Here is a 21,758-nt window from a genome sequence, read left to right on the forward strand (position 1 = left end):
GGTATTTCGGACGTGCGAAACTGTGGGGTGTCGGGGGATCTGAAGGTCGCGGTGGCCCGCCTCGAGGGCCCGCGGCCGCCCCTCATCCGGGCGCAGTGAGGCGGGGCCGCTGGCGCGGTACGATGGCAGGCGTGTCTGCAACGAGTGAACGCGACGAGATCCTGGCCGCCCAGCGCAACGACGACAGCTTCGACACCCTCTGGGACGAGCTCGAGTGGCGCGGGCTGATCCACGTCTCGACCGACCAGGGGGCCCTGTCCGAGCTGCTCGAGGGCGAGCCGTTCACCTATTACTGCGGCTTCGACCCGACCGCGCCGAGCCTGCACCTGGGCAACCTCGTGCAGCTGCTCGTGCTGCGCCGCCTGCAGCTCAAGGGCCACAAGCCCCTCGGCCTGGTCGGAGGCTCGACCGGCCTCATCGGCGACCCGCGCCCCACCGCCGAGCGCACCCTGAACACGCGGGAGACCGTCGCCGAGTGGGTCACCCGCCTGCAGGCGCAGGTGACGCGCTTCCTCTCGACCGAGGGCGAGAGCGCGGTGCGCCTCGTCAACAACCTCGACTGGACCGCACCGCTCTCGGCGATCGACTTCCTGCGCGAGGTGGGCAAGCACTTCCGCGTCGGCACGATGCTCAAGAAGGACGCCGTGGCCGCGCGCCTGAACTCCGACGAGGGCATCAGCTACACCGAGTTCAGCTACCAGATCCTGCAGGGCTTCGACTACCTCGAGCTGTTCCGCCAGTACGACTGCAGGCTGCAGACGGGCGGCAGCGACCAGTGGGGCAACCTCACGAGCGGCACCGACCTGATCCGCAAGGTCGAGGGCGCGTCGGCCCACGCCATCGGCACGCCGCTGATCACGAACGCGGACGGCACGAAGTTCGGCAAGAGCGAGGGCAACGCGATCTGGCTCGATCCCGACATGTGCTCGCCGTACACCTTCTACCAGTTCTGGTTGAACCAGGCCGACGCCGACGTGATCGACCGGCTCAAGGTCTTCACCTTCCTGAGCCGCGCCGAGATCGAGGAGTACGCCGATCAGGTCGAGCGCGAGCCGTTCAAGCGCGCGGCCCAGAAGCGGCTCGCGCTCGAGGTGACGACTCTCGTGCACGGGCCGGCTGCGACCCAGGGCGCGATCGACGCGTCGGAGGCCCTCTTCGGGCGGGGCGATCTCGCGGCGCTCGACGCCCGCACGCTGGGCGCGGCGGTGAGCGAGCTGCCCGGCGCCTCCGGCGAGACCGGTGAGGCGATGGGCCGCCTGCTCGGCGGTTGGCGGGCGAACGCGGAGGGCGAGGCCGAACTGACGGGCCGCGCGCTGCCCGGCCCGCTCGTGACCGAGCTCATGGTGGCCGCGGGGCTCGTGAAGAGCCTGAGCGAGGCCCGCCGCGCCGTCGCGCAGGGCGGCGTCTACCTCAACAACGCCCCGGTGCAGGATCCGGATCGCACGCTCGAGGAGGACGATCTGCTGCACGGCGCCTACGCGGTGCTGCGCCGCGGCAAGAAGACCCTCGCCGGGATCGCGCCCTAGCCGAGCTCCTCGGCCGCGAGGGTCACCATCGAGAGGTGGCCGCGCACGAGCCGCTCGGCGAGCTCCGTCTCGCCCGCCAGCAGCGCGCCGACGAGACGCACGTGCTCCATCCGCATCTTCTCGGAGTCGGCGCGCTTCGCGTTGATGACGTCGATGAAGAGCGAGGAGTCGAGCATCAGCTCGTTCTCGATGCGCGTCAGCGCGCTGTTCCCCGTGAGCGCGACGATCGCGGTGTGCAGCTCGCGGTGCGCGGTCGTCGCCCGCACGGTGTCGTTCTCGTCGAGCGCGGCGCAGTAGCTCGTGATCGCGTGCTGGAGGCGGCGGATGCTCTCCGGCGAGGCCCGATCGCACGAGCGCGCGGCCTCGCACTCGATCAGCAGGCGGGCGTCGAGGCTGTCGCGCATCTCCTTCTCGTCGAAGGTGCGCACGCTCGCGCTGCGGTACGGCCGGCGCTCGAGGTAGCGCTCCGTGACGAGCCGCTGCAGCACCTCCCTGGCCGTCGTGCGCGAGACGCCGTACTGCTCCAGGATCCAGCGCTCCGTGATCGGGGAGCCCAGCGCGATGCGCCCGGCCAGGATCGCGTAGACGATCCTCCCGGCGACCTCGTTCGAGGCGAGCGTGCCCTCGTTGGAGGTCAGCGTGCCCTGGCGGGATCCGAGAGCCCCGCCGTCGGCCCCGAGCACCCCGTCGCCCGATCCGAGCGCGCCCGCGCTCGATCCGGCCGCCCTCGCCCCGCGGTCGGCGGCGCTGCCGAGGGGCTCGAGTCGGCGCTGACCCAGACCGGTGTCGTTCATGACCTCATCCTATGGGGCAAACATTGTCGGTCAAAAATTTGACTTGAACACTGGGAGCCTGCATGCTTGGATAAATTTTGTACGACAATCCTTGCGATGTGGGAAGGACCGGTGGCCATGGTGGAAGACGATCCCGGACAGCGGAGCGGAAAGCTCTGGGGCGGGCGATTCGAGTCGGGGCCGTCCCCCGAGCTCGAGGCGCTCTCGCGCTCGCCGCGGGAGTACTTCGACCTGGTGCGCGACGACGTCGCCGGGTCCACGGCCCATCTCGGAGAGCTCGAGCGCGTCGGCCTGATCGACGCGGATCTGCGCCGGCGGATCGCCGAGACGCTCGAGCAGATGGTGGCGGACCACGAGGCCGGCGCTCTGCAGCCGCTGCCCTCCGACGAGGACGTCCACGGCTACCTCGAGCGCGTGCTCGTCGAGCGCCTCGGCCCGGAGGCCGGGGCGATCCGCGCCGGACGCTCCCGCAACGACCAGGCCGCCAACAACCTGCGCCTCTACCTGCGCCGCACGATCCCGCGCCTGACCGCGCTGGTCGGCGAGCTCGTCGAGGCGCTCGTCGACCGGTCCGAGGACACGGCCGGCGTCGTGGCGCCCGGCTTCACCCACCTGCAGACGGCGCAGCCGATCCTCTTCGGCCACCAGCTGCTCGCGCACGCCTGGGCCGTGCGCCGCGACATGACCAGGCTCGTGCACGCCTGGGAGGCCTCGGGGCTGTCGCCGCTCGGGTCGGCGGCGCTCGCCGGATCCACGCTGCACGCCGACCAGGAGGCGATGGCCGCCGACCTCGGCTACCGGGGCATGGTGCCCAACTCCATCGACGCGGTGTCGAGCCGCGACCACGTGGTCGACTTCCTCTACGCGGCCGCCATGCTCGGCACCGACGTCTCGCGGCTCTGCGAGGAGCTCTGCATGTGGGCCTCCAAGCAGTTCGGCTGGGTGCGGCTGCACGACGGCTACTCCACGGGCTCGTCGATCATGCCGCAGAAGAAGAATCCCGACATCGCCGAGCTGTCGCGGGGCCGCACGGGCCGGCTGCACGCCAACCTCATCGGCATGCTCTCGGCGCTCAAGTCGCTCGCCTTCGCCTACAACCGCGACCTGGCCGACGACAAGCACTACACCTTCGACTCGGTCGAGACCCTCGAGCTCGTGCTCCCGGCCCTCACCGGCATGATCCGCACCCTGGAGTTCGACGCCGAGGAGATGCGCCGCCAGGCGATCGACGGCTTCTCGCTCGCCACCGAGGTCGCCGACTGGCTGGCGGAGGGCGGCATGCCGTTCAGCGAGGCGCACGACGTCACCGGCCGCCTCGTGCTGTTCTGCGAGGCGAGGGGCGTCGGGCTCGAGGATCTGGGCCCGGCCGATCTCGCCGAGGTCGACGAGCGGCTGACCCCCGACGTGCTCGAGCGGCTCACGCTCGAGTCGGCCGTCGCACGACGCGACGGTCTGAACGGCACCGCGCCCGAGGTGCTCGTCTCGCAGCAGACCCGGCTGCGGGCCGAGCTCGGAGAGGTCGTCGCCCGATTCGACGTGAACACCGCCGGCACTGAGAGGGCAGCATCATGACCGCCGTAGCCAACTGGACCGACCCCGCCGGCAGCGGCGTCGACGTCGCCCACGCCCACCGCATCGGCCGCCGCCACCCCACGCGCTGGGTGACCGGCATCGTCGTGATCGCGATCGTCGCGATCATCGTCTACGCGTTCGCGACGGGCGACATCGACTGGCCCGTCGTCGGCGAGTACTTCTTCGACTCGACGGTGCTCGCGGGCGTGCGCAATGTGATCCTGATGACGATCCTCGCGATGCTCGTGGGCGTCGCGCTCGGCGTCGTCGTCGCGCTCATGCGGCTGTCGGCCAACCCGGTGCTCCGGGCGACGAGCAGCGGCTTCGTCTGGGTCTTCCGCGGCGTCCCCCAGATCGTGCAGCTGCTCATCTGGTACAACCTCGCGCTGATCGTTCCCTACATCTACATCCCCGGCATCATCGACGAGCGCACGGTCGACGTCATGTCGCCCTTCATCTCGGCGCTGCTCGGCCTCGGCCTCCACCAGGCGGCCTACGCGTCCGAGATCATCCGCGCCGGCATCATGAGCGTCAGCCGCGGGCAGATCGAGGCCGCACAGGCGCTCGCGATGCCCCGCTCGCTGATGCTGAAGCGCATCATCCTGCCGCAGGCCATGCGGGTCATCATCCCGCCGATGGGCAACGAGTTCATCACCATGGTCAAGATGACCTCGCTGGCCTCCGTGATCCAGTACACCGAGCTGCTCTACAGCGCTCAGACCATCTACCTCGCCAACAACATGGTGATGGAGCTGCTGTTCGTCGTGTCGCTCTGGTACATGGTGCTCGTCACCGTGCTGAGCTTCGGCCAGCACTTCCTCGAGCAGCGGTTCGGGCGCGGGTTCCAGCCCCGCACCGCCGCCAAGAAGCGGACGAAGGGAATCGCCAAGTGAGCGCGTTCATCGAACTGCGGAACATCCACAAGAGCTTCGGGCACCTCCACGTGCTGAAGGGGGCCGACCTGGAGGTGAACGCCGGCGAGGTGCTGTGCCTCCTGGGACGCTCCGGATCCGGCAAGAGCACGCTGCTGCGCTGCATCAACCAGCTGGAGACGATCGACGAGGGATCCATCGTGGTCGACGGGCAGCTGCTCGGCGTCGAGTGGCACCGGGGCAGGCTGCGGGAGCTGAAGGACCGGCAGGTCACGGCCCAGCGCCGCGACATCGGCATGGTGTTCCAGCAGTTCAACCTGTTCCCGCACCTGTCGATCCTCGAGAACGTCACCGAGGCGCCCATCCGCGTGCTCGGCCAGTCGCCGCGGCAGGCGAAGCAGTACGCCGTCGAGCTGCTCGAGCGCGTCGGCCTCGGCGACAAGGTCGGCAGCTACCCGCTGCAGCTCTCCGGCGGGCAGCAGCAGCGCGCCGCGATCGCGCGCGCCCTCGCCATGAAGCCCAAGGTCATGCTCTTCGACGAGCCGACCTCGGCCCTCGATCCCGAGCTCGTCGGCGAGGTGCTCGAGGTCATGCGCGGTCTCGCCGAGAGCGGCATGACGATGATCGTCGTCACCCACGAGTTCGGCTTCGCCCGCGAGGCCGCCGACACCGTCGCCTACATGCACGACGGCGTCATCATCGAGCGCGGCTCCCCGGAGCAGGTGCTCTCCGACCCCGTGGACGACCGCACGCGCTCGTTCATCTCCGCGGTGAAGTAGCCGCGGGCGACCCGACCCATTCGAAACCCCGAAACCCGATACCACGACACAGGAGTGTGGATCCCATGAAGAAGAAGACATTCGCCGCGGTGGCCCTCGTGGCCGCAGCCATGCTGACCGTCACGGGCTGCTCCGGCAGCAAGCTGCAGCAGGAGGACGAGGCGAGCGGCAGCTCGACCGCGAAGGCCGACAAGCTGATCTTCGGCGTCTCCAACGGCTACCCGCCCATGGAGTACACCGATCCCGAGACCAAGGAGTTCACCGGGTTCGACGTCGATCTCGGCAACGCCATCGCCGAGGAGCTCGGCAAGGAGGCCGTCTGGGAGGAGATGGAGTTCGACCAGCTCATCAACTCGCTGAAGACGAGCCGTGTCGACGCGACCATGTCGGGCATGTCCGACACGGTCGAGCGGCAGGAGACGATCGACTTCGTCGACTACGTCAAGGACGGCCCGCAGTTCTTCACCTCGAACACCCAGGCGGCCGAGGTGAAGACCCGCGCGGATCTCTGCGGCACCAAGGTGGGCACCGTCTCGGGCACGACCTACGTCGAGAGGATCGAGGAGTGGTCGGCGGAGAACTGCCCCGCCGATCAGGCCATCGAGGTGCTCCGCATGGCGGAGGGGACCGACGTGCTGCTGCAGCTGAAGCAGGATCGCATCGCCGGCGCCATGCTCGGCACCGTCAGCCTCGCCTACCAGCTGACGCTGAACCCCGACACCTACACGCTCGTCGAGGAGCCGCTGAGCGAGGACCTCTACGGCATCGGCGTGAAGAAGGGCAACGAGGCGCTGCTGACCGAGATCCACGACGCCATCGAGAAGCTGCGCGAGGACGGCACCTACGACGAGCTGCTCACGAAGTACGGCCTCGAGGACTACGGCGTCGACGAGGTCACCATCAACCTCGGCGAGTAGCGCCGACCACTCGACCGGATCACGACAGGGAGCATGATGCGAGCAGTTGAATTCGACACCCCCGGGGCGCCCGAGGTGCTGTACGTCGCCGAGGTGCCCGAACCGCAGTGCGGGCCGGGCGAGGTGCTGATCGAGGTGGCGGCGGCGGGTATGAACTACGCCGACCTGCTGCAGCGCCGCGGCACCTACGGCCTCAAGCCGGGGGCGATCGAGCGGCTCGGCCTGGAGTGCTCCGGCCGGATCGTCGACGTGGGGGCCGAGGTCCCGGGCCTCCGCGTCGGCGACGAGGTGTGCGCGCTGCTCGCGGGCGGCGCGTACGCCGAGCGCGTGGCGGTCGACGCCTCCCTGGTCCTCCCGAAGCCGCGGGGCGTGGATCTCGTCGGGGCAGCCGCGCTGCCCGAGATGGCCGCGACGGTGTGGTCGAACCTCGTCGACATCGGCGGCCTGCGCGGCGCGCGCACCGTGCTCGTGCACGGCGGTGGCGGCGGCATCGGCTCGGGCGCGATCCAGGTGGCGAAGGCCTTCGGCGCGCGCGTGATCACCACCTGCGGCAGCGAGGAGAAGGCGGCCCTCTGCCGCGAGCTCGGGGCCGACGTCGTGGTCAACTACCGCGAGGAGGACTTCGTCGACGTCGTGCGGGAGGAGACCGGCGGGGCTGGCGTCGACCTGATCCTCGACAACATGTCGGCGCTGTACCTCGGGCGCAACGTCGCCGCCTGCGGCATGGACTCCCGCATCGTCATGATCGGGCTGCAGGGCGGCAAGATCGCCGAGGTGGATCTCGGCGAGATGATGGAGAAGCGCATGTCGCTGCACGTCACCTCGCTGCGGGATCGACCGCTCGCCGAGCGGGCGCGGATCCTGCGCGGCGTGCGGGAGGACTTCTGGCCCCTCATCGAGGAGGGGCGCCTGCGGCCCGTCGTGGATCGGGTGTTCCCGATCGACGAGGCGGTCGCCGCGCACGCGCACGCCGAATCGGGCGCGCAGCGCGGCAAAGTGCTGATCCGGCTCGGGGAGTGATCCGTGCAGCGAGCCATCCCGCCCTCGTTCGAGGGCGGTCTCCCGTGAGCGGTCGACGCTACTTCGGCCTGGCCTTCGATCTCGACGGGCCGAGCGGCGACGCCCTCGTCAACGGCAGCATCTGGCGCAAGCCCGGGTACTTCGCATTCGGCGCCTACGGGCCGAACCGGGCCGTGCCGCGGTTGCTGGAGCTGCTCGCAGGCCTCGGGATCCGGGCCACCTTCTTCACTCCGGCGTGGGTGGTGCGGCGGTGGCCCGAGCTGTGCCTGGCGATTCGCGACGCGGGGCACGAGCTCGCGGGTCACGGCGACCGCCACGAGGCGCTCTTCGGGCTGCCCGCCGATGAGCAGCGGGGCATCCTCGAGCGCGCCCAGCAGACGTTCCTCGACGTGCTCGGGGCGGAGGCGCACGGCTTCCGCGCACCCTCGGGCGACCTCGACGCCACGACCATCGCCCTGCTCGGCGAGCACGGCTATCGCTACTCGAGCTCCTTCCGCTCGGGCGATCTGCCCTTCCGGCACGAGGTGAACGGCCTCGCCGAGCTGCCGGCGAAGTCCCTCTTCGACGACTACGCGGCCTTCGCCTACACCCGCTCCCCGAACTTCCCGGCAGGGCTCGACCGGATCGCCGACTACGGCGCCGTCTTCCGCTCCTGGCGGGAGGAGGCCGTCGCCGGGGCCGACGAGGGGGTGCCGGTCACCTCGATCTGGCACCCGAAGATCATCGGCACGCCCGGTCGGCTCGTGCTGCTCGAGCGCTTCCTCCGCGAGCTGCGGCATGAGCACGGGATCCGCGTGACCCGATGCGACGAGATCGTCGCCGACTATCTGGGGGTGGGAGCCGCGTGAGCTGGCCGCACGGAGACGGCTGCGCCGTCGTGATCACCGTCGACGTCGACGGCGACCTCCCCTTCCTCGCCGCCCACCCGGAGAACGAGCACCGGGCGAAGTCGCGGTCCGTCGGCCGCTACGGCCCCGAGGTCGGGGCGCGGCGCGTGCTCGGCGTGCTGGAGCGCTGCGGGGTGCGGGCCGACTGGTTCATCCCCGGGCGGCTCGCGGCCGACGATCCCGAGCTGCTGCGCGAGGTGACCCGAGCCGGGCACTCCGTGGGCGTGCACGGCGACGCGCACCTCGACTTCGACGGGCTGAGCCTCGACGAGCAGCTGCGCGAGATCGCCGGAGGGGCCGCCGCGCTCGCCGCCGTGACCGGCGAGCGGCCGCGGGGGTTCCGGATCCCGTCGGGGGAGTGGCACCCCGAGCTGCCCCGGCGCGCAGCCGAGCTCGGCTTCGAGTGGTCGTCGTCGCTGCCGTCGGACGACCACCCCTTCCGCACGGCTCCCGGCCTCGCCGAGGTGCCCTGGCGGTACGAGCTCGAGGACGCCCAGTACTTCGCGTACAACCTGGATCCGCCGTTCCCTCCCGGGCAGTCGCGTATCACGCCGATCGAGACGGTCGAGGCGAACTGGTGGTGCGAGTACGAGGGCGCCGCGCGGTGGGGCACCCTCTTCGTGCTGCGGCTCAACGCCGAGCTCATCGGCACTCCGGGGCGCGCACGCATGCTCGAGCGGCTCATCGGCCGCATCCGGGCCGACGGCCGCGCCGAGTTCCGATCCTGCGCCGAGGCCGCCGCCTTCGCCGACCTGCGCCCCGGCGCGACGGGCGAGCACCCCTACCAGCTCTTCGAGCGCATCCGCGGAGAGGAGCTCGCGCGGTGACCGGGGAGGCGGAACCGCGAGGTGCTGCGCGCAAGGTGGGGCACGAAGACGCGGGGCGCGGCGACGCGGGTCGTGGCGCCGCCGCGGAGCTCGGGGAGTGGATCGCAGCACTCGTTCCGGCGGAGGCCGGCCCCGCGCGCCTCGACCGCATGCGCGGCCACCTGCTCGACACTCTCGGCGTCACGGTGGCCGGCTCGGGCAGCGAGCCGGCGAGGATCGCGCGGGCCGTGTTCGACTCGAGGGGCGACGCGACCGTGATCGAGGCGGGTGCGGCCGACACCGAGCGCGGGGCTGCGGGCGGATGCGGCGCGGCTGACGGCCGCGGCCTCGCCGACGCCGCGAAGTGCAACGCCGTCGCGGCCCACGCGCTCGAGCTCGACGACACGGAGGGCTGCGACCACACGGGCGCCGTGGTCGTGCCGGCGGTGCTCGCCCTCGCGGAAGGCATGGAGGCGCGGCCCAGCGGCACCGATCTGCTCACCGCGATGGTCGCGGGCTACGAGGTGGGCCGGCGCATGCAGAACGCGCTCGGCGGCTATGAGGCGCACAACGAGTCGGGCTGGCACTCCACGGCGACCTGCGGGGTGTTCGCCGCCGCGGCCGCCTGCGCGAAGCTGCTCCGCCTCCCCGGTCGGCGCGTCGCGCACGCGCTGGCGATCGCCGCGAGCTCGGCCGGCGGCACCTGGGCCTTCGCCGCCGACGGCGCGATGGTGAAGCGCTTCCACCCGGCCATCGCCGCGGGCGCGGGGCTCGAGGCCGCCCGGCTGGCGGCTCGCGGCGCGACCGGGCCGATGCCGATCTTCGAGGACTGCTGGGGAGGCTTCTTCGCGACACACGGGAACCCGGACAGCCGCCCCTCCGAGCTCGTGGCCGGCCTGGGGAGCACCTGGCACGCCGACCACTCGGCGATCAAGCTCTACGCCTGCTGCCGGAGCGCGCACGCGACTCTCGACGGGGTGCTCGAGCTGATCGGCGACGGGCGGCTCACGCGCGACAACCTCCGCTCGGCGACGCTCACACTGAGCCCCTTCCTGGCGCGGATGCTCTGCCCGTCACCCGTCGAGAGCATCGACGCCGCGCGGATGAGCCTCCCCACCGGCATCGCGCTCGCGCTGCTCGGCTCGCCGCTCAGCCCCGAGGCGTTCTCCCGCTTCGCCCGCCCGGAGGTGGCGGCGCTGCGCGAGGCCGTCGAGGTCCGCGAGGATCCCGAGGCGCGGGTGCCGAGCCTCGTCGTGCGCACCGACCGCGGCGAGTTCGCGGTGCGGCGCGTCGAGGCGAGGGGCAGCCAGGCGCTGCCCCTGACGCTCGAGGAGATCGTGCGGAAGTTCGAGTGGGTCACCGAGCCGCACCTCTCGGACGCGGGCCGCGCAGCGCTCCGCGCGTACGCCCTCGGTCTCGACGATTCGCCGCTGCCCGAGCTGCCGGTGCTCGACGGGCGCGCATGAGAGGGCGCGCATGACACCCGAGTGGTTTCCGGCCCTTCCTGCGATGCTGGAAGCCTCAGCCGCCAGAATCATCCGAGACGCATGAGCCGATCGGGACGCCCCGAGAAGGAGAGAGACGATGGCCGACGACAACCTGCATGCCCGGATGCACAGCGTGTCCGGCGAGACCCGACGCATCGTCGACGAGGTGCTCGAGTACTCGCGCCGGCGGATCCTGGCCGACGGCACCCCGCTCGACCACGCCGCCTCGGAGGCGGAGCTGCGCCGCATCGCCGGAACCACCATCGACGAGGCCGGCATCGGCGCGAGCCGGGCGCTCGCGATCTTCGAGCACGTGCTCGCCCCCGCCTGCATCACCACCGACCATCCCCAGTTCCTCTCGTTCATCCCGAGCGCGCCGTCGAAGGCGGCGATCGCCTTCGACCTCGTCGTCTCGGCGAGCGCCCTCTACGGTGGATCCTGGCTCGAGGGAGCCGGCGCGGTGCACGCCGAGAACGAGGTGCTGGGCTGGCTGGCGGGCGAGTTCGGGCTGCCGGCGGGCGCCGGCGGCGTCTTCGTGCAGGGCGGCACGATCGGCAACCTGTCCGCGCTCGTCGCCGCGCGAGACGACGCGAGGATCCGCGCCGACGACCCCTCGGGCTCGCGAGGGCGATGGGTGATCGTGTGCAGTGCGGAGGCGCACTCGTCGATCGTCTCCGCCGCGCGCGTGATGGACGTCGACGTCGTCACGGTGCCGGCCGACGAGGACGGCGTACTGCGGGCCCCCGCCGTGCGGCGGGCGCTGGAGGAGCACGGCGACCGCGTCATCGCGGTCGTGGCCACGACCGGGTCGACGAACTTCGGCATCGTCGACGACGTCGCCGGCATTGCGGCCCTGAAGCGGGAGTTCGACTTCTGGCTGCACATCGACGGGGCCTACGGGCTGACCGCGATGCTCTCGCCGCTCGCGCGGGATCTCTTCCGCGGCGTCGAGGAGGCCGACTCGGTCATCGTCGACCCGCACAAGTGGATGTTCGCCCCCTACGACGCGTGCGCGCTCATCTACCGGGATCCCGAGACCGGGCGACGGGCGCACACCCAGCACGCCGGGTACCTCGACGTCCTGACCGACTCGGCCGACTGGAGCCCCTCCGACTACGCCGTCCAGCTCACGAGGCGGCCCCGGGGCCTGCCGCTCTGGTTCTCGCTCGCCACCTACGGCGCCGGCGCCTACCGGCAGGCCATCGGCCACTCGCTCGAGCTCGCGCGGCGCATCGCCGCAGAGATCGCCGCCCGCCCCGAGCTCTCGCTCGTGCGGGAGCCGCAGCTCTCCGTCGTGGTCTTCGAGCGCGAGGGCTGGGAGCGGGCGGACTACGACCGCTGGTCGGCGAGGCTGCTGGAGGAGCAGCGGGCGTTCGTCGTGCCGAGCTCGCACGCGGGGCGCCCGAACGCGCGGTTCGCCATCGTGAACCCCCTCACCACCTTCGAGCAGCTGACCGGCATCCTCGACACGATGCGGTAGGGATCCCGCGCCCCGCACCCGCCCCGCCCGCCCCCGTCCTGACCCCGCCCCCGTCCTTGACCCCTTCCCACGCCTGGCCGGCCGGGGATGACCTAAGCTGGGAGGCGTGGTGAACCCAGAGATTCAAGGCCGGAGCTACGCCCCGACCGCCCCCTACCTCGTGGGGCGCGAGAAGGTGCGCGAGTTCGCGAGGGCCGTGCTGAGCGAGGCCCCCGTCCATCACGATCCCGAGGCCGCCCGCGCCGCTGGCTTCTCCGACGTGGTCGCCCCGCCCACCTTCGCCGTGGTCGTGCAGGAGTCGACGCTGCAGCAGCTGCTCGCGGACGCGGACGCCGGGGTCGACTTCTCGCGCGTCGTGCACGGCGACCAGCGCTTCAGCTACACGCGCCCCATCGTCGCCGGCGATGAGCTCACCGCCACGCTGACGATCGCGGCCGTGAAGCAGCTCGGCGGCCACTCGATGGTGACCGCGTCGAGCGAGATCGTCGACGCCGCGGGCGAGCACGTCGTGACGGCGATCTCGACGCTCGTCGTGCGGGGAGCGGAGGACTGACCATGACTGCACCGATCTTCGAGAACCTCGTCGTCGGCGACGTCGTCGCCGAGCGCGACCTCGTCTTCACCCGCGACGCGCTGGTGCGCTACGCGGGCGCCTCGGGCGACTTCAACCCGATCCACTACCGCGACGACGTCGCGCAGTCGGTCGGCCTGCCGGGCGTGCTCGCTCACGGCATGCTCACGATGGGTGCGGCGTCCTCGCCCGTGCTCGAGTGGCTCGGCGGGGCCGGCTGGGTGAAGGACTACCAGTCGCGCTTCACCCGCCCCGTGCCGGTCGACGGCAGCGAGGGCGCGGCGGTGCGGGTCACCGCCGCCGTCGGCGCGCTCGACGCCGAGGCCCGCACGGCGCGCATCGACCTCAAGGTGGTCTTCGACGGCGCCACCGTGCTCGGCAAGTCGCAGCTGCTGGTGGCCTTCGCGTGACCGCCGCGGGCGAGGGCCTGGCGGCGATCGACCAGGAGACGCCGCTCGCGAAGCTCACCACGATGCGCGTGGGCGGCCCGGCCGAGCGGATCCTGGTCGCCGAGACCTCCGACGACCTGGTGCGCATGGCCCAGCAGCTGTGGGACGAGGACGAGCACTGGATCCTGCTCGGCGGAGGCTCGAACACCGTGATCGGCGACGACGGGTTCCCCGGCACCGTGCTGCTCGTGCGCAACACGGGTATCGAGCGCGTGGACGAGGCGGGCGCCGGGATCCCGGAGCGGGCCGCGGCCGACGGAACCGCGCTGCCCGAGGGCACGGTGCGGCTGCGCGTGCAGGCGGGCCACGACTGGGACGAGCTGGTGGCCGTCTGCGTGGAGCACGGCTGGTCGGGCATCGAGGCGCTCTCCGGCATCCCCGGGCTCGCGGGCGCGGCTCCGGTGCAGAACATCGGGGCGTACGGCCAGGAGCTCTCGGACGTGCTGCACTCCATCACGTTCCTCGACCGCGAGAGCGGCGAGGTGCTGCGGCTGCCCGCCTCGGAGCTCGAGCTCGGCTACCGCAGCTCGGCGATCAAGTCGGGCCGCGAGGGCGTCGTGCTCTCGATCGACCTGCTGCTCGCCGAGGACGAGGATCGCGACAACCCCCTCTCCGCCCCCATCGCGTACGGGCAGCTCGCCGACGCCCTCGGCGTGACGATCGGCGACCGCGTCTCGATCCGGGAACTGCGCAGGTCGGTGCTGCGGCTGCGCGCCTCGAAGGGCATGGTGCTCGACGCCGAGGATCACGACACCTGGAGCGCCGGGTCCTTCTTCACGAACCCCATCGTCTCGGAGAGCTTCGCCCGCACCCTGCCCGTGGAGGCGCCGCGCTTCCCGGTTCCCGGCGTCGAGCCCGAGCCGGCGGTCACGCCGCTCGAGGATCTCGCCGCGGGCCTCCCGCTGCGGGTTCCGGATCCGGCGCCCGAGCGCCTCATCAAGCTCTCGGCCGCGTGGCTGATCGAGAACGCTGGCATCGAGAAGGGGTTCAGACTCCCCGGATCCGGCGCCGCGATCTCGTCGAAGCACACCCTCGCGATCACGAACCGCGGGGCGGCGAACGCGGCCGACGTCGCCGAGCTCGCGCGTTACGTGGTGCAGCGCGTGCAGGCGGAGTTCGGCGTGCTGCTCGTGCCCGAGCCGAACCTGATCGGGCTCGAGCTCTAGGCAGCTCGGGATCCAGGGCCGCGCACGGCGGCTCAGCCCCCGCGGAGGCGGCGCAGTAGACTGGATGCTGCCGTGCCGGAGCGCGGCGCGAACGGCGAGGAAAGGGGCACCGAGTGGTGACGAACGCGACCGAGACCACCCCGACCGGGCGGCCGGAGCGACTCATCCCGGTTCCGCAGGAGCTCGAGAGCCACGGGCCCGCCCGCACCATCGCGATGTGCAACCAGAAGGGCGGGGTGGGCAAGACCACCACGACGATCAACCTGGGCGCCGCGCTCGCGCGCTACGGCCGCCGGGTGCTCGCCGTCGACTTCGATCCGCAGGGCGCGCTCTCGGCCGGCCTCGGCGTGGCCGCTCACGACGTGCCCACGATCTACGACCTGATGCTCGGCCACGAGAAGGATCCCCGCGCGGCGATCCAGCAGACCGAGACGCTGGGTCTCGACGTGATCCCCGCGAACATCGACCTCTCCGCGGCTGAGGTGCACCTCGTCTCCGAGGTCGCGCGGGAGCAGATCCTCGCCGGCGTGCTGCGCAAGGTCGCCTCCGACTACGACGTCATCCTGATCGACTGCCAGCCGTCGCTCGGCCTGCTCACCGTCAACGCGCTCACGGCGAGCCACGGCGTGCTGATCCCGCTGGCCTGCGAGTACTTCGCGCTGCGCGGCGTGGCGCTGCTCATCGAGACGATCGAGAAGGTGCGGGATCGCCTCAACCCCATGATCGACCTCGACGGCATCATCGCGACCATGTACGACTCCCGCACCCTGCACGCGCGCGAGGTGCTCGAGCGCGTCGTCGACACCTTCGGCGACAAGGTCTTCGACACCGTGATCGGCCGCACCGTGAAGCTGCCCGACGCGTCGGTGGCGGCGAAGCCCATCCTCGACTACGCGCCCGCGAACCCGGCTTCGGAGGCGTACCTGAAGCTCGCCCGCGAGCTGGTGGAGCGCGGCCTCGTCGCGTGAACCCATGATCGCGCGCGGCACTGACGGGGAGGCGGACGCGCGGGGCGCGGCCGCTGATCCCGAGCTGCCCGCGGAGGCTCCCGGCAACGGCAACGGCGACGGCTTCCGCGTCTCGCTCGAGGTGTTCGACGGCCCCTTCGACCTGCTGCTGAACCTCATCGGCAAGCACGAGCTCGACATCACCGAGGTCTCGCTGAGCCTCGTCACCGACGAGTTCATCGCCTACCTCGCGAAGCTCGAGGGGCAGGGGATCGCCCTGCTGGATCGCGCCTCCGAGTTCCTCGTGGTGGCGGCGACGCTGCTCGACCTGAAGATCGCGAGCCTGCTGCCACAGGGCGAGGTGGTCGATGCCGAGGACGTCGCGCTGCTCGAGGCCCGCGACCTGCTCTTCGCCCGGCTCCTGCAGTACCGGGCGTTCAAGCAGGCGAGCGCGTGGTTCCGCGAGCGCCTCGACGCGGAGGGGGCCCGGCACCCGAGGCTCGTGCCGCTCGAGGCGAAGTACCGGCAGCGCGGGCCCGAGCTCGTCTGGACGCTCTCCGTCGAGGATTTCGCGGCCCTCGCCACGCTCGCGTTCGCGCCGCGGGAGATCCCGACCGTCGGCCTCGACCACCTGCACGCGCCGCTCGTCTCCATCCGGGAGCAGGCCGCCATCGTGGTCGCGCTGCTGCGCTCCGAGGGGGCGAGCACGTTCAGGCAGGTGATCGCGGGGGTGTCTGAGCGGGGCGTCGTCGTCGCGAGGTTTCTCGCGATCCTGGAGCTGTACCGCCGCTCGGCGGTGAGCTTCGAGCAGGTGGAGCCGCTCGGCGAGCTGACGGTGCGGTGGGTCGGCGAGAGCTGGTCGGACGACGAGCTTGCTACGTTAGGCAGTGATTATGACTGAGATCGAGAGGACCGTCGCCGAATCGGGGACGCAATTGCACGTTTCGGAGCCCGGGAAAGATGCTGTAGCGTCCCCGATTTCGGAGCAGGGGACCGGAAGCGCGGGGAACGCCGGGGGAACCGGAGAGACCGACGATGCCGAGGGCGCCGAGAGCGCGAGCGGACTGGCCCGCGCCCGCGAGGCGCACCCCCTCGCGCAGCAGCTGGAGGCGCTGCTGCTCGTCGCCGACGAGCCGATCAGCGCGGTCGGGCTCGCCACGGCGACCGACCGGCCGGTGCGCGAGGTGCGCGCCGCGCTCGCCTCCCTCGTGCGCGACTACGACGGCGACGGATCCGGCCCCCAGCGCGGCTTCGAACTGCGCGAGGTCGCGGGAGGCTACCGCTTCTACGTACGCGAGAGCCTCGACCCCGTGGTGGCCGACTTCGTGCAGCAGCAGACTCCCGCGAGGCTGTCGCAGGCGGCGCTCGAGACGCTCGCGGTCATCGCCTATCGGCAGCCCATCTCGCGCGGCGCCATCGCCTCGATCCGCGCGGTCAACGTGGACTCCGTGGTGCGCACCCTCGCCTCCCGGGGGCTCATCACCGAGGTGGGACAGGAGCCCGAGACGGGAGCCCTGCTCTACGGCACGACCGACGCGCTGCTCGGGCACCTCGGCATCTCGGGGGTCGAGGAGCTGCCACCGATCGCACCCCTGCTCGACGACGGCCTGGAGGGCTTCGAGAATGAACGACTCTAGCAAGCGCGCCCGCGGGACGGGATCACGTGATGGGGGGTCCCGCGGCGCGGGCTCTCGCGGTGCGGGATCCGGTGGATCTGGCGGTTCGGGGTCTGGCGGGGCGGGATCCGGCGGCGGGCTCGGCGGATCTGGCGGCGGGCTCGGCGGCTCCTTCTCGGTCGACGGGCAGGCCGTCGAGATCGACCTCGCCGAGTTCGGCTGGCCGGGAGACGAGCCGGCCGGTTCGAGCGAGGGATCGGCCCGCGGCGGCGGTTCGCGATCAGGCGGCGGTGCGGGATCCGACGGCGGTTCGGGATCCGGATCCGCACCCGAGGACGACGGCCGCGTCCGCCTGCAGAAGGCGCTCGCGCACGCCGGCGTCGCATCGCGCCGCGCCTGCGAGACGCTCATCGCGAGCGGCCGGGTCACGGTGAACGGCCGCGTCGAGCGCGAGCTCGGCAGCCGGATCGACGTCGACGCCGACGAGGTGCGCGTCGACGGCGTGGTCGTGCAGCTCGACGTCTCCAAGCGCTACTTCGTGCTCAACAAGCCGCGCGGCGTCGTGTCGACGATGTCGGACGAGCAGGGGCGCCCGGATCTGCGGGAGTTCGCGGATCAGGTGGAGGATCGCCTCTACAACGTGGGCCGCCTCGACACCGACACGAGCGGGCTGCTGGTGCTCACGAACGACGGCGAGCTGGCGCACAAGCTCGCGCACCCGAGCTTCGGGGTGCAGAAGACCTACATCGCGAAGGTGCGCGGCCGGGTGACGCCGGCGGTGATCCAGCGCCTGAAGGAGGGCGTCGAGCTCAAGGACGGGCCGATCCGCGCCGACGCGGCGAAGCTGCTGCCCGGCGGCAGCGGCAAGACCCACTCGCTCGTCGAGATCACCCTGCACTCGGGGCGCAACCGCATCGTGCGGCGCATGCTCGCCGAGGTCGGGCACCCGGTCGACGAGCTGGTGCGCCGGCAGTTCGGACCGCTCCACCTGGGCACCCTGAGGCTCGGCGAGCTGCGGGAGCTATCGGCGGCCGAGCGCGGCGCGCTGCTGAGCGCCGCCGAGGACGGGGCCGCCGATCCGAAGGGAATCGGATCGAAGAGCTCCGGTACGAAGGGCTCCGGCACGAAGGGCTCCGGTACGAAGGGTGCGAAGGCGTCGCAGCAGAACCGCCAGAAGCCCGTCACCGCCGGCCGGCCCGGCGACGGCAAGGGCGCGCGCGGCATGCGCGGGATCGCGTCCAAGGGCAGCCCCCACAACCGCAGGAAGGGAGCGCGATGAGCGCCAGCACCTCCGAACTCGCCTCGCGGGTGCGCGGCCCGGTGCACGTGATCGGCGCGGGCCTGCTCGGCGCCAGCGTCGGTCTCGGCCTGCGCGAGCGCGGCGTCGACGTCACCCTCGAGGATCTCTCGCCGACCTCGGTCGCGCTCGCCGCCGACTACGGCGCCGGCCGCGCGCGCGCCGAGAGCGATCCCGAGCCCGCCCTCGTGGTCGTCGCGACGCCGCCCGACGTCACCGCCGACGCGATCGAGCGCGCGCTGATCCGCTTCCCGAACTCGGTCGTCACCGACGTGGCGAGCGTCAAGCTCGCCCCCTTCGAGGAGCTCACCCGTCGGGGCCTCGACCTCACGAACTACGTCGGCTCGCACCCGATGGCGGGGCGCGAGCGCGGGGGAGCGATCATGGCGCGCGCCGACCTCTTCGTGGCGCGCCCCTGGATCATCTGCCGCGACCACGAGACCCCGGCCGAGGCCCTCGCGCTCATCGAGGCGGTCGCGCTCGACCTCGGCTCGACCCCTCTCGAGATGACGCCGCAGGAGCACGACCGCGCAGTCTCGCTCGTCTCGCACCTGCCGCAGGTGGTGTCGAGCCTGCTCGCCGCGCGCCTCGTGCCCGCCACCGACCAGGCCATCGGGCTCGCCGGCCAGGGGCTGCGGGACACGACCCGCATCGCGTCGAGCGATCCCGAGCTGTGGGTGCAGATCCTCGGCGCCAACCGCCGCCCCGTGATCGAGGTGCTCGAGGCGTTCCAGAGCGATGTCGCGGCGTTCGCGGACGCGCTGCGGGATCCCGAGCAGCAGGGGGCGAAGCGGCGGATCGCCGACCTGCTCTCGGCGGGGAACCGCGGCGTGGCGAGGATCCCGGGCAAGCACGGCACCTCGGAGCGGTTCGCGAAGATCACCGTGCTCGTCGACGACCGGCCGGGCGAGCTGGCGCGACTGCTCACCGAGCTCGGAGAACTGGGCATTAATATGGAAGACTTGCGTCTCGAGCACTCGCCGGGCGCTCAGATCGGCTTCGCGGAGATCGCGGTGCTGCCCGAGGTCGCCGAACGCGCGGTCGCCGACCTCGTCGAACGCGGATGGAGAACGCTGTGACCGTACTAGTCGCCATCGACGGCCCCGCCGGCAGCGGCAAGTCGAGCGTCTCTCGCGCCGCCGCGGATCGGCTGGGATTCGGGATCCTCGACACGGGCGCCGCGTATCGCGCGCTCGCGTGGGCGGCGCTGCGCACCGGGACCGACCTCGACGACTCGCAGGCGATCACCGACCTGCTCGCGGCGTGGGCCTACGAGATCACGCTGCGCGGCGAGCAGCGCGTGACGGTGCGCCTGCCGGATCCGGAGGCCGGGCGCCTCTCGGAGACCGTGGACGTCACGGCCGAGATCCGGGATCCCGGCATCAGCGCCCAGGTGAGCCGCGTGTCCAAGCACCCGGCGGTGCGGGTCTCGCTGAACGCGATGTTCCGGCGGATCGTCGCCGAGTCCGGGCTGCCCGGCGTGGTCATCGAGGGGCGCGACATCACCACCGTCGTGGCGCCCGACGCGCCGGTGCGGATCCTGATGACGGCCTCGCCCGAGGTGCGCGCGCAGCGCCGCGCCGGCGAGCTCCCCGGCGCGAGCCGCGAGGACGTGCTGGCCGACATCCTCGCCCGCGACGCGAAGGACGCGCTCGTGGTCGACTTCGTCAACCCCGCACCCGGGGTCTCGCTCGTGGATACGAGCGACTTCGACTTCGAGCAGTCGGTGCAGGCTGTGATCGACATCGTGCGGGGCGCGCAGGGCGCGGCCGCAGGGGAGGAAACCCAATGACTGAGCAGAACCAGGCGCCCGAGGAGGTCGGGTTCGACCCGGCGGCCATCGGCGACGACGAGGTGATCGTCTCCGACGAGTTCGACGGGAGCGTCACCGACGAGGAGCGGCTGCGCGCCATGCGCTCGAACCTCGAGAGCTTCGCGCTCGAGGACGACGACCTCTCGCTCATCGGCGAGGACGGGGAGTTCCTCGGCTTCACCCAGCCCGAGGCCGAGGCGCTGCCCGTGGTCGCGATCGTGGGCCGCCCGAACGTGGGCAAGTCGGCGCTCGTGAACCGCATCCTGGGCCGGCGCGAGGCCGTGGTCGAGGACGTGCCCGGCGTGACCCGCGACCGCGTCAGCTACCAGGCGGAGTGGGTCGGCAAGCGCTTCACCCTCGTCGACACGGGCGGCTGGGAGCCCGACGCGAAGGGCATCGACGCCTCCGTGGCGCAGCAGGCCGAGGTGGCCATCGAGCTGTGCGACGCGGTGATGTTCGTGGTCGACACCCGCGTCGGCCCCACCGCCACCGACGAGCGCGTCGTGCAGCTGCTGCGCCGCACCGACAAGCCGGTCTTCCTCGTGGCGAACAAGGTCGACGACGCGGTGCTCGAGCCCGAGGCGGCGCAGCTGTGGTCGCTCGGCCTCGGCGAGCCGCACCCGGTCTCCGCGCTGCACGGGCGCGGCGTCGCCGACCTGCTCGACCAGGTCATCGCGGCGCTGCCGAAGGAATCCGCCGTCGCGCAGCCGAAGCTCGCGGGGCCGCGGCGCGTGGCGATCCTCGGCCGCCCGAACGTGGGCAAGTCGAGCCTGCTGAACAAGGCCGCCGGCGAGGAGCGCGTCGTGGTGAACGACCTCGCGGGCACCACCCGCGACCCGGTCGACGAGCAGGTGGAGATCGCGGGCCGCGTCTGGACCTTCGTCGACACGGCCGGCATCCGCCGCCGCGTGCACCTGCAGAAGGGCGCCGACTTCTACGCCTCGCTGCGCACGACGGCCGCCCTCGAGAAGGCCGAGGTCGCCGTCGTGATGATCGACGTGACGCAGGAGATCAGCGACCAGGACCTGCGCATCGTCGACCTCGTGCTCGAGTCGGGCCGCGCGCTCGTGCTCGCCTTCAACAAGTGGGACCTGCTCGACGACGACCGCCGCCGCTACCTGGAGCGCGAGATCGAGCAGGATCTCGCGCACGTCGAGTGGGCGCCGCGCGTCAACATCTCGGCGCGCACCGGCCGCCACCTCGAGAAGCTGGTGCCCTCGCTGGAGACGGCGCTCGAGTCGTGGGACACCCGCATCCCGACCGCGAAGTTCAACGCGTTCGTCGCGGAGCTCGTGCAGGAGCACCCGCACCCGCTGCGCGGCGGCAAGCAGCCCCGCATCCTGTTCGGCACCCAGGTGCAGAACCGGCCGCCGACGTTCGTGCTGTTCACCTCGGGCTTCCTCGAGCCGCAGTACCGCCGCTTCATCCAGCGCCGCCTGCGCGAGCGTTACGGCTTCGAGGGGACCCCGATCGTGCTCAACATGCGCATCCGCGAGCGTCGCGCCCGCCGGTAGCGGCGGGTGGGGGCGCGGGCCCGGTCTTGCGCTCCCCGCCGCCGCTGCTGCGGCCCTGCTGCCGCCGCCGCTGCTGCGGCCCTGCTGCCGCCGCCCTGCCGCCGCGGCCCTGCTGCCGCCGCCCTGCCGCCGCCGCGAATGGATGGGTGTTGTGCGAACGGACGGATGATGTACGGTGAACTACCCATCCACTCGCGGAACAGGCGTCCACTCGCGAATCAGAGTCGCCGCGAGCCGAGCTGGCC

General features: G+C 71.8%; 20 protein-coding genes and 1 pseudogene. 20 read left to right on the forward strand and 1 reads right to left on the reverse strand.

The window, feature by feature from the left end; translation table 11 throughout:
* Nucleotides 1-131 precede the first annotated feature (131 nt).
* On the forward strand, nt 132-1,526 hold the full coding sequence (gene tyrS, locus JD276_RS02480; RefSeq protein WP_307866410.1) for a tyrosine--tRNA ligase: 1,395 nt from the start codon (nt 132-134) through the stop codon (nt 1,524-1,526).
* On the opposite strand, the gene JD276_RS02485 is transcribed toward tyrS, so the two are convergent.
* The gene (locus JD276_RS02485) at nt 1,523-2,320 is read right to left on the reverse strand and encodes a GntR family transcriptional regulator (RefSeq protein WP_200113592.1); all 798 of its coding nucleotides are present in this window, start codon (nt 2,318-2,320) and stop codon (nt 1,523-1,525) included. The two genes, tyrS and JD276_RS02485, sit on opposite strands and share 4 nt — an antisense overlap.
* A 117-nt stretch (nt 2,321-2,437) precedes the next feature.
* Between JD276_RS02485 and argH the strand changes: the two genes are divergently transcribed.
* The 19 genes and pseudogenes from argH (at nt 2,438) to der (ending at nt 21,513) form a co-directional block, all read left to right on the forward strand.
* Nucleotides 2,438-3,892 carry an argininosuccinate lyase gene (gene argH / locus JD276_RS02490; RefSeq protein ID WP_200113594.1) on the forward strand — a complete coding sequence of 485 codons (1,455 nt, stop codon included), beginning with the start codon at nt 2,438-2,440 and terminating at the stop codon, nt 3,890-3,892.
* Nucleotides 3,889-4,785, forward strand: coding sequence for an amino acid ABC transporter permease (locus JD276_RS02495; protein WP_200113596.1), 897 nt, complete (start codon nt 3,889-3,891; stop codon nt 4,783-4,785). Before argH ends, JD276_RS02495 begins: the two co-directional genes overlap by 4 nt.
* A complete protein-coding gene (locus JD276_RS02500) occupies nt 4,782-5,543 on the forward strand; it encodes an amino acid ABC transporter ATP-binding protein (protein ID WP_200113598.1) in 762 nt (253 codons plus the stop codon). The genes JD276_RS02495 and JD276_RS02500 overlap by 4 nt, the downstream gene beginning before the upstream one ends.
* Before the next feature lie 65 nt (nt 5,544-5,608).
* Nucleotides 5,609-6,460, forward strand: a complete 852-nt coding sequence (locus JD276_RS02505) for an ABC transporter substrate-binding protein (protein WP_200113600.1) — start codon at nt 5,609-5,611, stop codon at nt 6,458-6,460.
* Between the two features lie 36 nt (nt 6,461-6,496).
* Nucleotides 6,497-7,480: an NAD(P)H-quinone oxidoreductase gene (locus JD276_RS02510; RefSeq protein WP_200113655.1), complete on the forward strand. Its 984-nt coding sequence runs from the start codon at nt 6,497-6,499 to the stop codon at nt 7,478-7,480.
* Nucleotides 7,481-7,524: 44 nt separating this feature from the next.
* The gene (locus JD276_RS02515; RefSeq protein ID WP_200113603.1) at nt 7,525-8,328 is read left to right on the forward strand and encodes a polysaccharide deacetylase family protein; all 804 of its coding nucleotides are present in this window, start codon (nt 7,525-7,527) and stop codon (nt 8,326-8,328) included.
* Complete coding sequence (locus JD276_RS02520; protein WP_200113606.1) at nt 8,325-9,194, forward strand: polysaccharide deacetylase family protein; 870 nt, start codon at nt 8,325-8,327, stop codon at nt 9,192-9,194. Before JD276_RS02515 ends, JD276_RS02520 begins: the two co-directional genes overlap by 4 nt.
* Entirely contained in the window at nt 9,191-10,639 is a 1,449-nt protein-coding gene (locus tag JD276_RS02525) for an MmgE/PrpD family protein (RefSeq protein WP_200113607.1), read from the forward strand. The genes JD276_RS02520 and JD276_RS02525 overlap by 4 nt, the downstream gene beginning before the upstream one ends.
* Before the next feature lie 118 nt (nt 10,640-10,757).
* A complete protein-coding gene (locus tag JD276_RS02530; RefSeq protein WP_200113608.1) occupies nt 10,758-12,140 on the forward strand; it encodes a pyridoxal phosphate-dependent decarboxylase family protein in 1,383 nt (460 codons plus the stop codon).
* Between the two features lie 106 nt (nt 12,141-12,246).
* Nucleotides 12,247-12,693 (forward strand): FAS1-like dehydratase domain-containing protein, encoded by a 447-nt coding sequence (locus JD276_RS02535; protein WP_200113609.1) that lies wholly within the window; start codon nt 12,247-12,249, stop codon nt 12,691-12,693.
* Nucleotides 12,694-12,695: 2 nt separating this feature from the next.
* The gene (locus tag JD276_RS02540) at nt 12,696-13,121 is read left to right on the forward strand and encodes a MaoC/PaaZ C-terminal domain-containing protein (RefSeq protein ID WP_200113611.1); all 426 of its coding nucleotides are present in this window, start codon (nt 12,696-12,698) and stop codon (nt 13,119-13,121) included.
* On the forward strand, nt 13,118-14,326 hold the full coding sequence (locus JD276_RS02545) for a UDP-N-acetylmuramate dehydrogenase (protein WP_307866411.1): 1,209 nt from the start codon (nt 13,118-13,120) through the stop codon (nt 14,324-14,326). Before JD276_RS02540 ends, JD276_RS02545 begins: the two co-directional genes overlap by 4 nt.
* A 113-nt stretch (nt 14,327-14,439) precedes the next feature.
* The gene (locus JD276_RS02550) at nt 14,440-15,294 is read left to right on the forward strand and encodes a ParA family protein (protein WP_307866412.1); all 855 of its coding nucleotides are present in this window, start codon (nt 14,440-14,442) and stop codon (nt 15,292-15,294) included.
* A gap of 4 nt (nt 15,295-15,298) precedes the next feature.
* Entirely contained in the window at nt 15,299-16,174 is an 876-nt protein-coding gene (locus JD276_RS02555) for a segregation and condensation protein A (protein WP_200113613.1), read from the forward strand.
* Nucleotides 16,167-16,910 carry an SMC-Scp complex subunit ScpB gene (scpB, locus tag JD276_RS02560; RefSeq protein WP_233615246.1) on the forward strand — a complete coding sequence of 248 codons (744 nt, stop codon included), beginning with the start codon at nt 16,167-16,169 and terminating at the stop codon, nt 16,908-16,910. The genes JD276_RS02555 and scpB overlap by 8 nt, the downstream gene beginning before the upstream one ends.
* 331 nt (nt 16,911-17,241) lie before the next feature.
* Nucleotides 17,242-17,976: pseudogene (locus JD276_RS15810) on the forward strand (pseudouridine synthase); the annotation flags it as partial.
* Nucleotides 17,977-18,164: 188 nt separating this feature from the next.
* The gene (locus JD276_RS02570; RefSeq protein ID WP_200113620.1) at nt 18,165-19,265 is read left to right on the forward strand and encodes a prephenate dehydrogenase; all 1,101 of its coding nucleotides are present in this window, start codon (nt 18,165-18,167) and stop codon (nt 19,263-19,265) included.
* Nucleotides 19,250-19,978 (forward strand): (d)CMP kinase, encoded by a 729-nt coding sequence (cmk, locus tag JD276_RS02575; protein ID WP_200113621.1) that lies wholly within the window; start codon nt 19,250-19,252, stop codon nt 19,976-19,978. The genes JD276_RS02570 and cmk overlap by 16 nt, the downstream gene beginning before the upstream one ends.
* Nucleotides 19,975-21,513, forward strand: a complete 1,539-nt coding sequence (gene der / locus JD276_RS02580; RefSeq protein ID WP_372432807.1) for a ribosome biogenesis GTPase Der — start codon at nt 19,975-19,977, stop codon at nt 21,511-21,513. Before cmk ends, der begins: the two co-directional genes overlap by 4 nt.
* Nucleotides 21,514-21,758 lie beyond the last annotated feature (245 nt).

It is taken from the genome of Leucobacter chromiisoli (assembly GCF_016522505.1).
GTDB classification, from domain to species: Bacteria; Actinomycetota; Actinomycetes; order Actinomycetales; family Microbacteriaceae; genus Leucobacter; species Leucobacter chromiisoli.

Excerpts from the sequence above, each read along its gene's own strand:
- JD276_RS02485 (WP_200113592.1), bottom strand. The coding sequence starts at position 2,320 with ATGAACGACACCGGTCTGGGTCAGCGCCGACTCGAGCCCCTCGGCAGC.
- argH (WP_200113594.1), top strand. The coding sequence starts at position 2,438 with ATGGTGGAAGACGATCCCGGACAGCGGAGCGGAAAGCTCTGGGGCGGG.
- JD276_RS02495 (WP_200113596.1), top strand. The coding sequence starts at position 3,889 with ATGACCGCCGTAGCCAACTGGACCGACCCCGCCGGCAGCGGCGTCGAC.
- JD276_RS02505 (WP_200113600.1), top strand. The coding sequence starts at position 5,609 with ATGAAGAAGAAGACATTCGCCGCGGTGGCCCTCGTGGCCGCAGCCATG.
- JD276_RS02510 (WP_200113655.1), top strand. The coding sequence starts at position 6,497 with ATGCGAGCAGTTGAATTCGACACCCCCGGGGCGCCCGAGGTGCTGTAC.
- JD276_RS02530 (WP_200113608.1), top strand. The coding sequence starts at position 10,758 with ATGGCCGACGACAACCTGCATGCCCGGATGCACAGCGTGTCCGGCGAG.
- JD276_RS02540 (WP_200113611.1), top strand. The coding sequence starts at position 12,696 with ATGACTGCACCGATCTTCGAGAACCTCGTCGTCGGCGACGTCGTCGCC.
- JD276_RS02555 (WP_200113613.1), top strand. The coding sequence starts at position 15,299 with ATGATCGCGCGCGGCACTGACGGGGAGGCGGACGCGCGGGGCGCGGCC.
- scpB (WP_233615246.1), top strand. The coding sequence starts at position 16,167 with ATGACTGAGATCGAGAGGACCGTCGCCGAATCGGGGACGCAATTGCAC.
- JD276_RS02570 (WP_200113620.1), top strand. The coding sequence starts at position 18,165 with ATGAGCGCCAGCACCTCCGAACTCGCCTCGCGGGTGCGCGGCCCGGTG.
- cmk (WP_200113621.1), top strand. The coding sequence starts at position 19,250 with ATGGAGAACGCTGTGACCGTACTAGTCGCCATCGACGGCCCCGCCGGC.
- der (WP_372432807.1), top strand. The coding sequence starts at position 19,975 with ATGACTGAGCAGAACCAGGCGCCCGAGGAGGTCGGGTTCGACCCGGCG.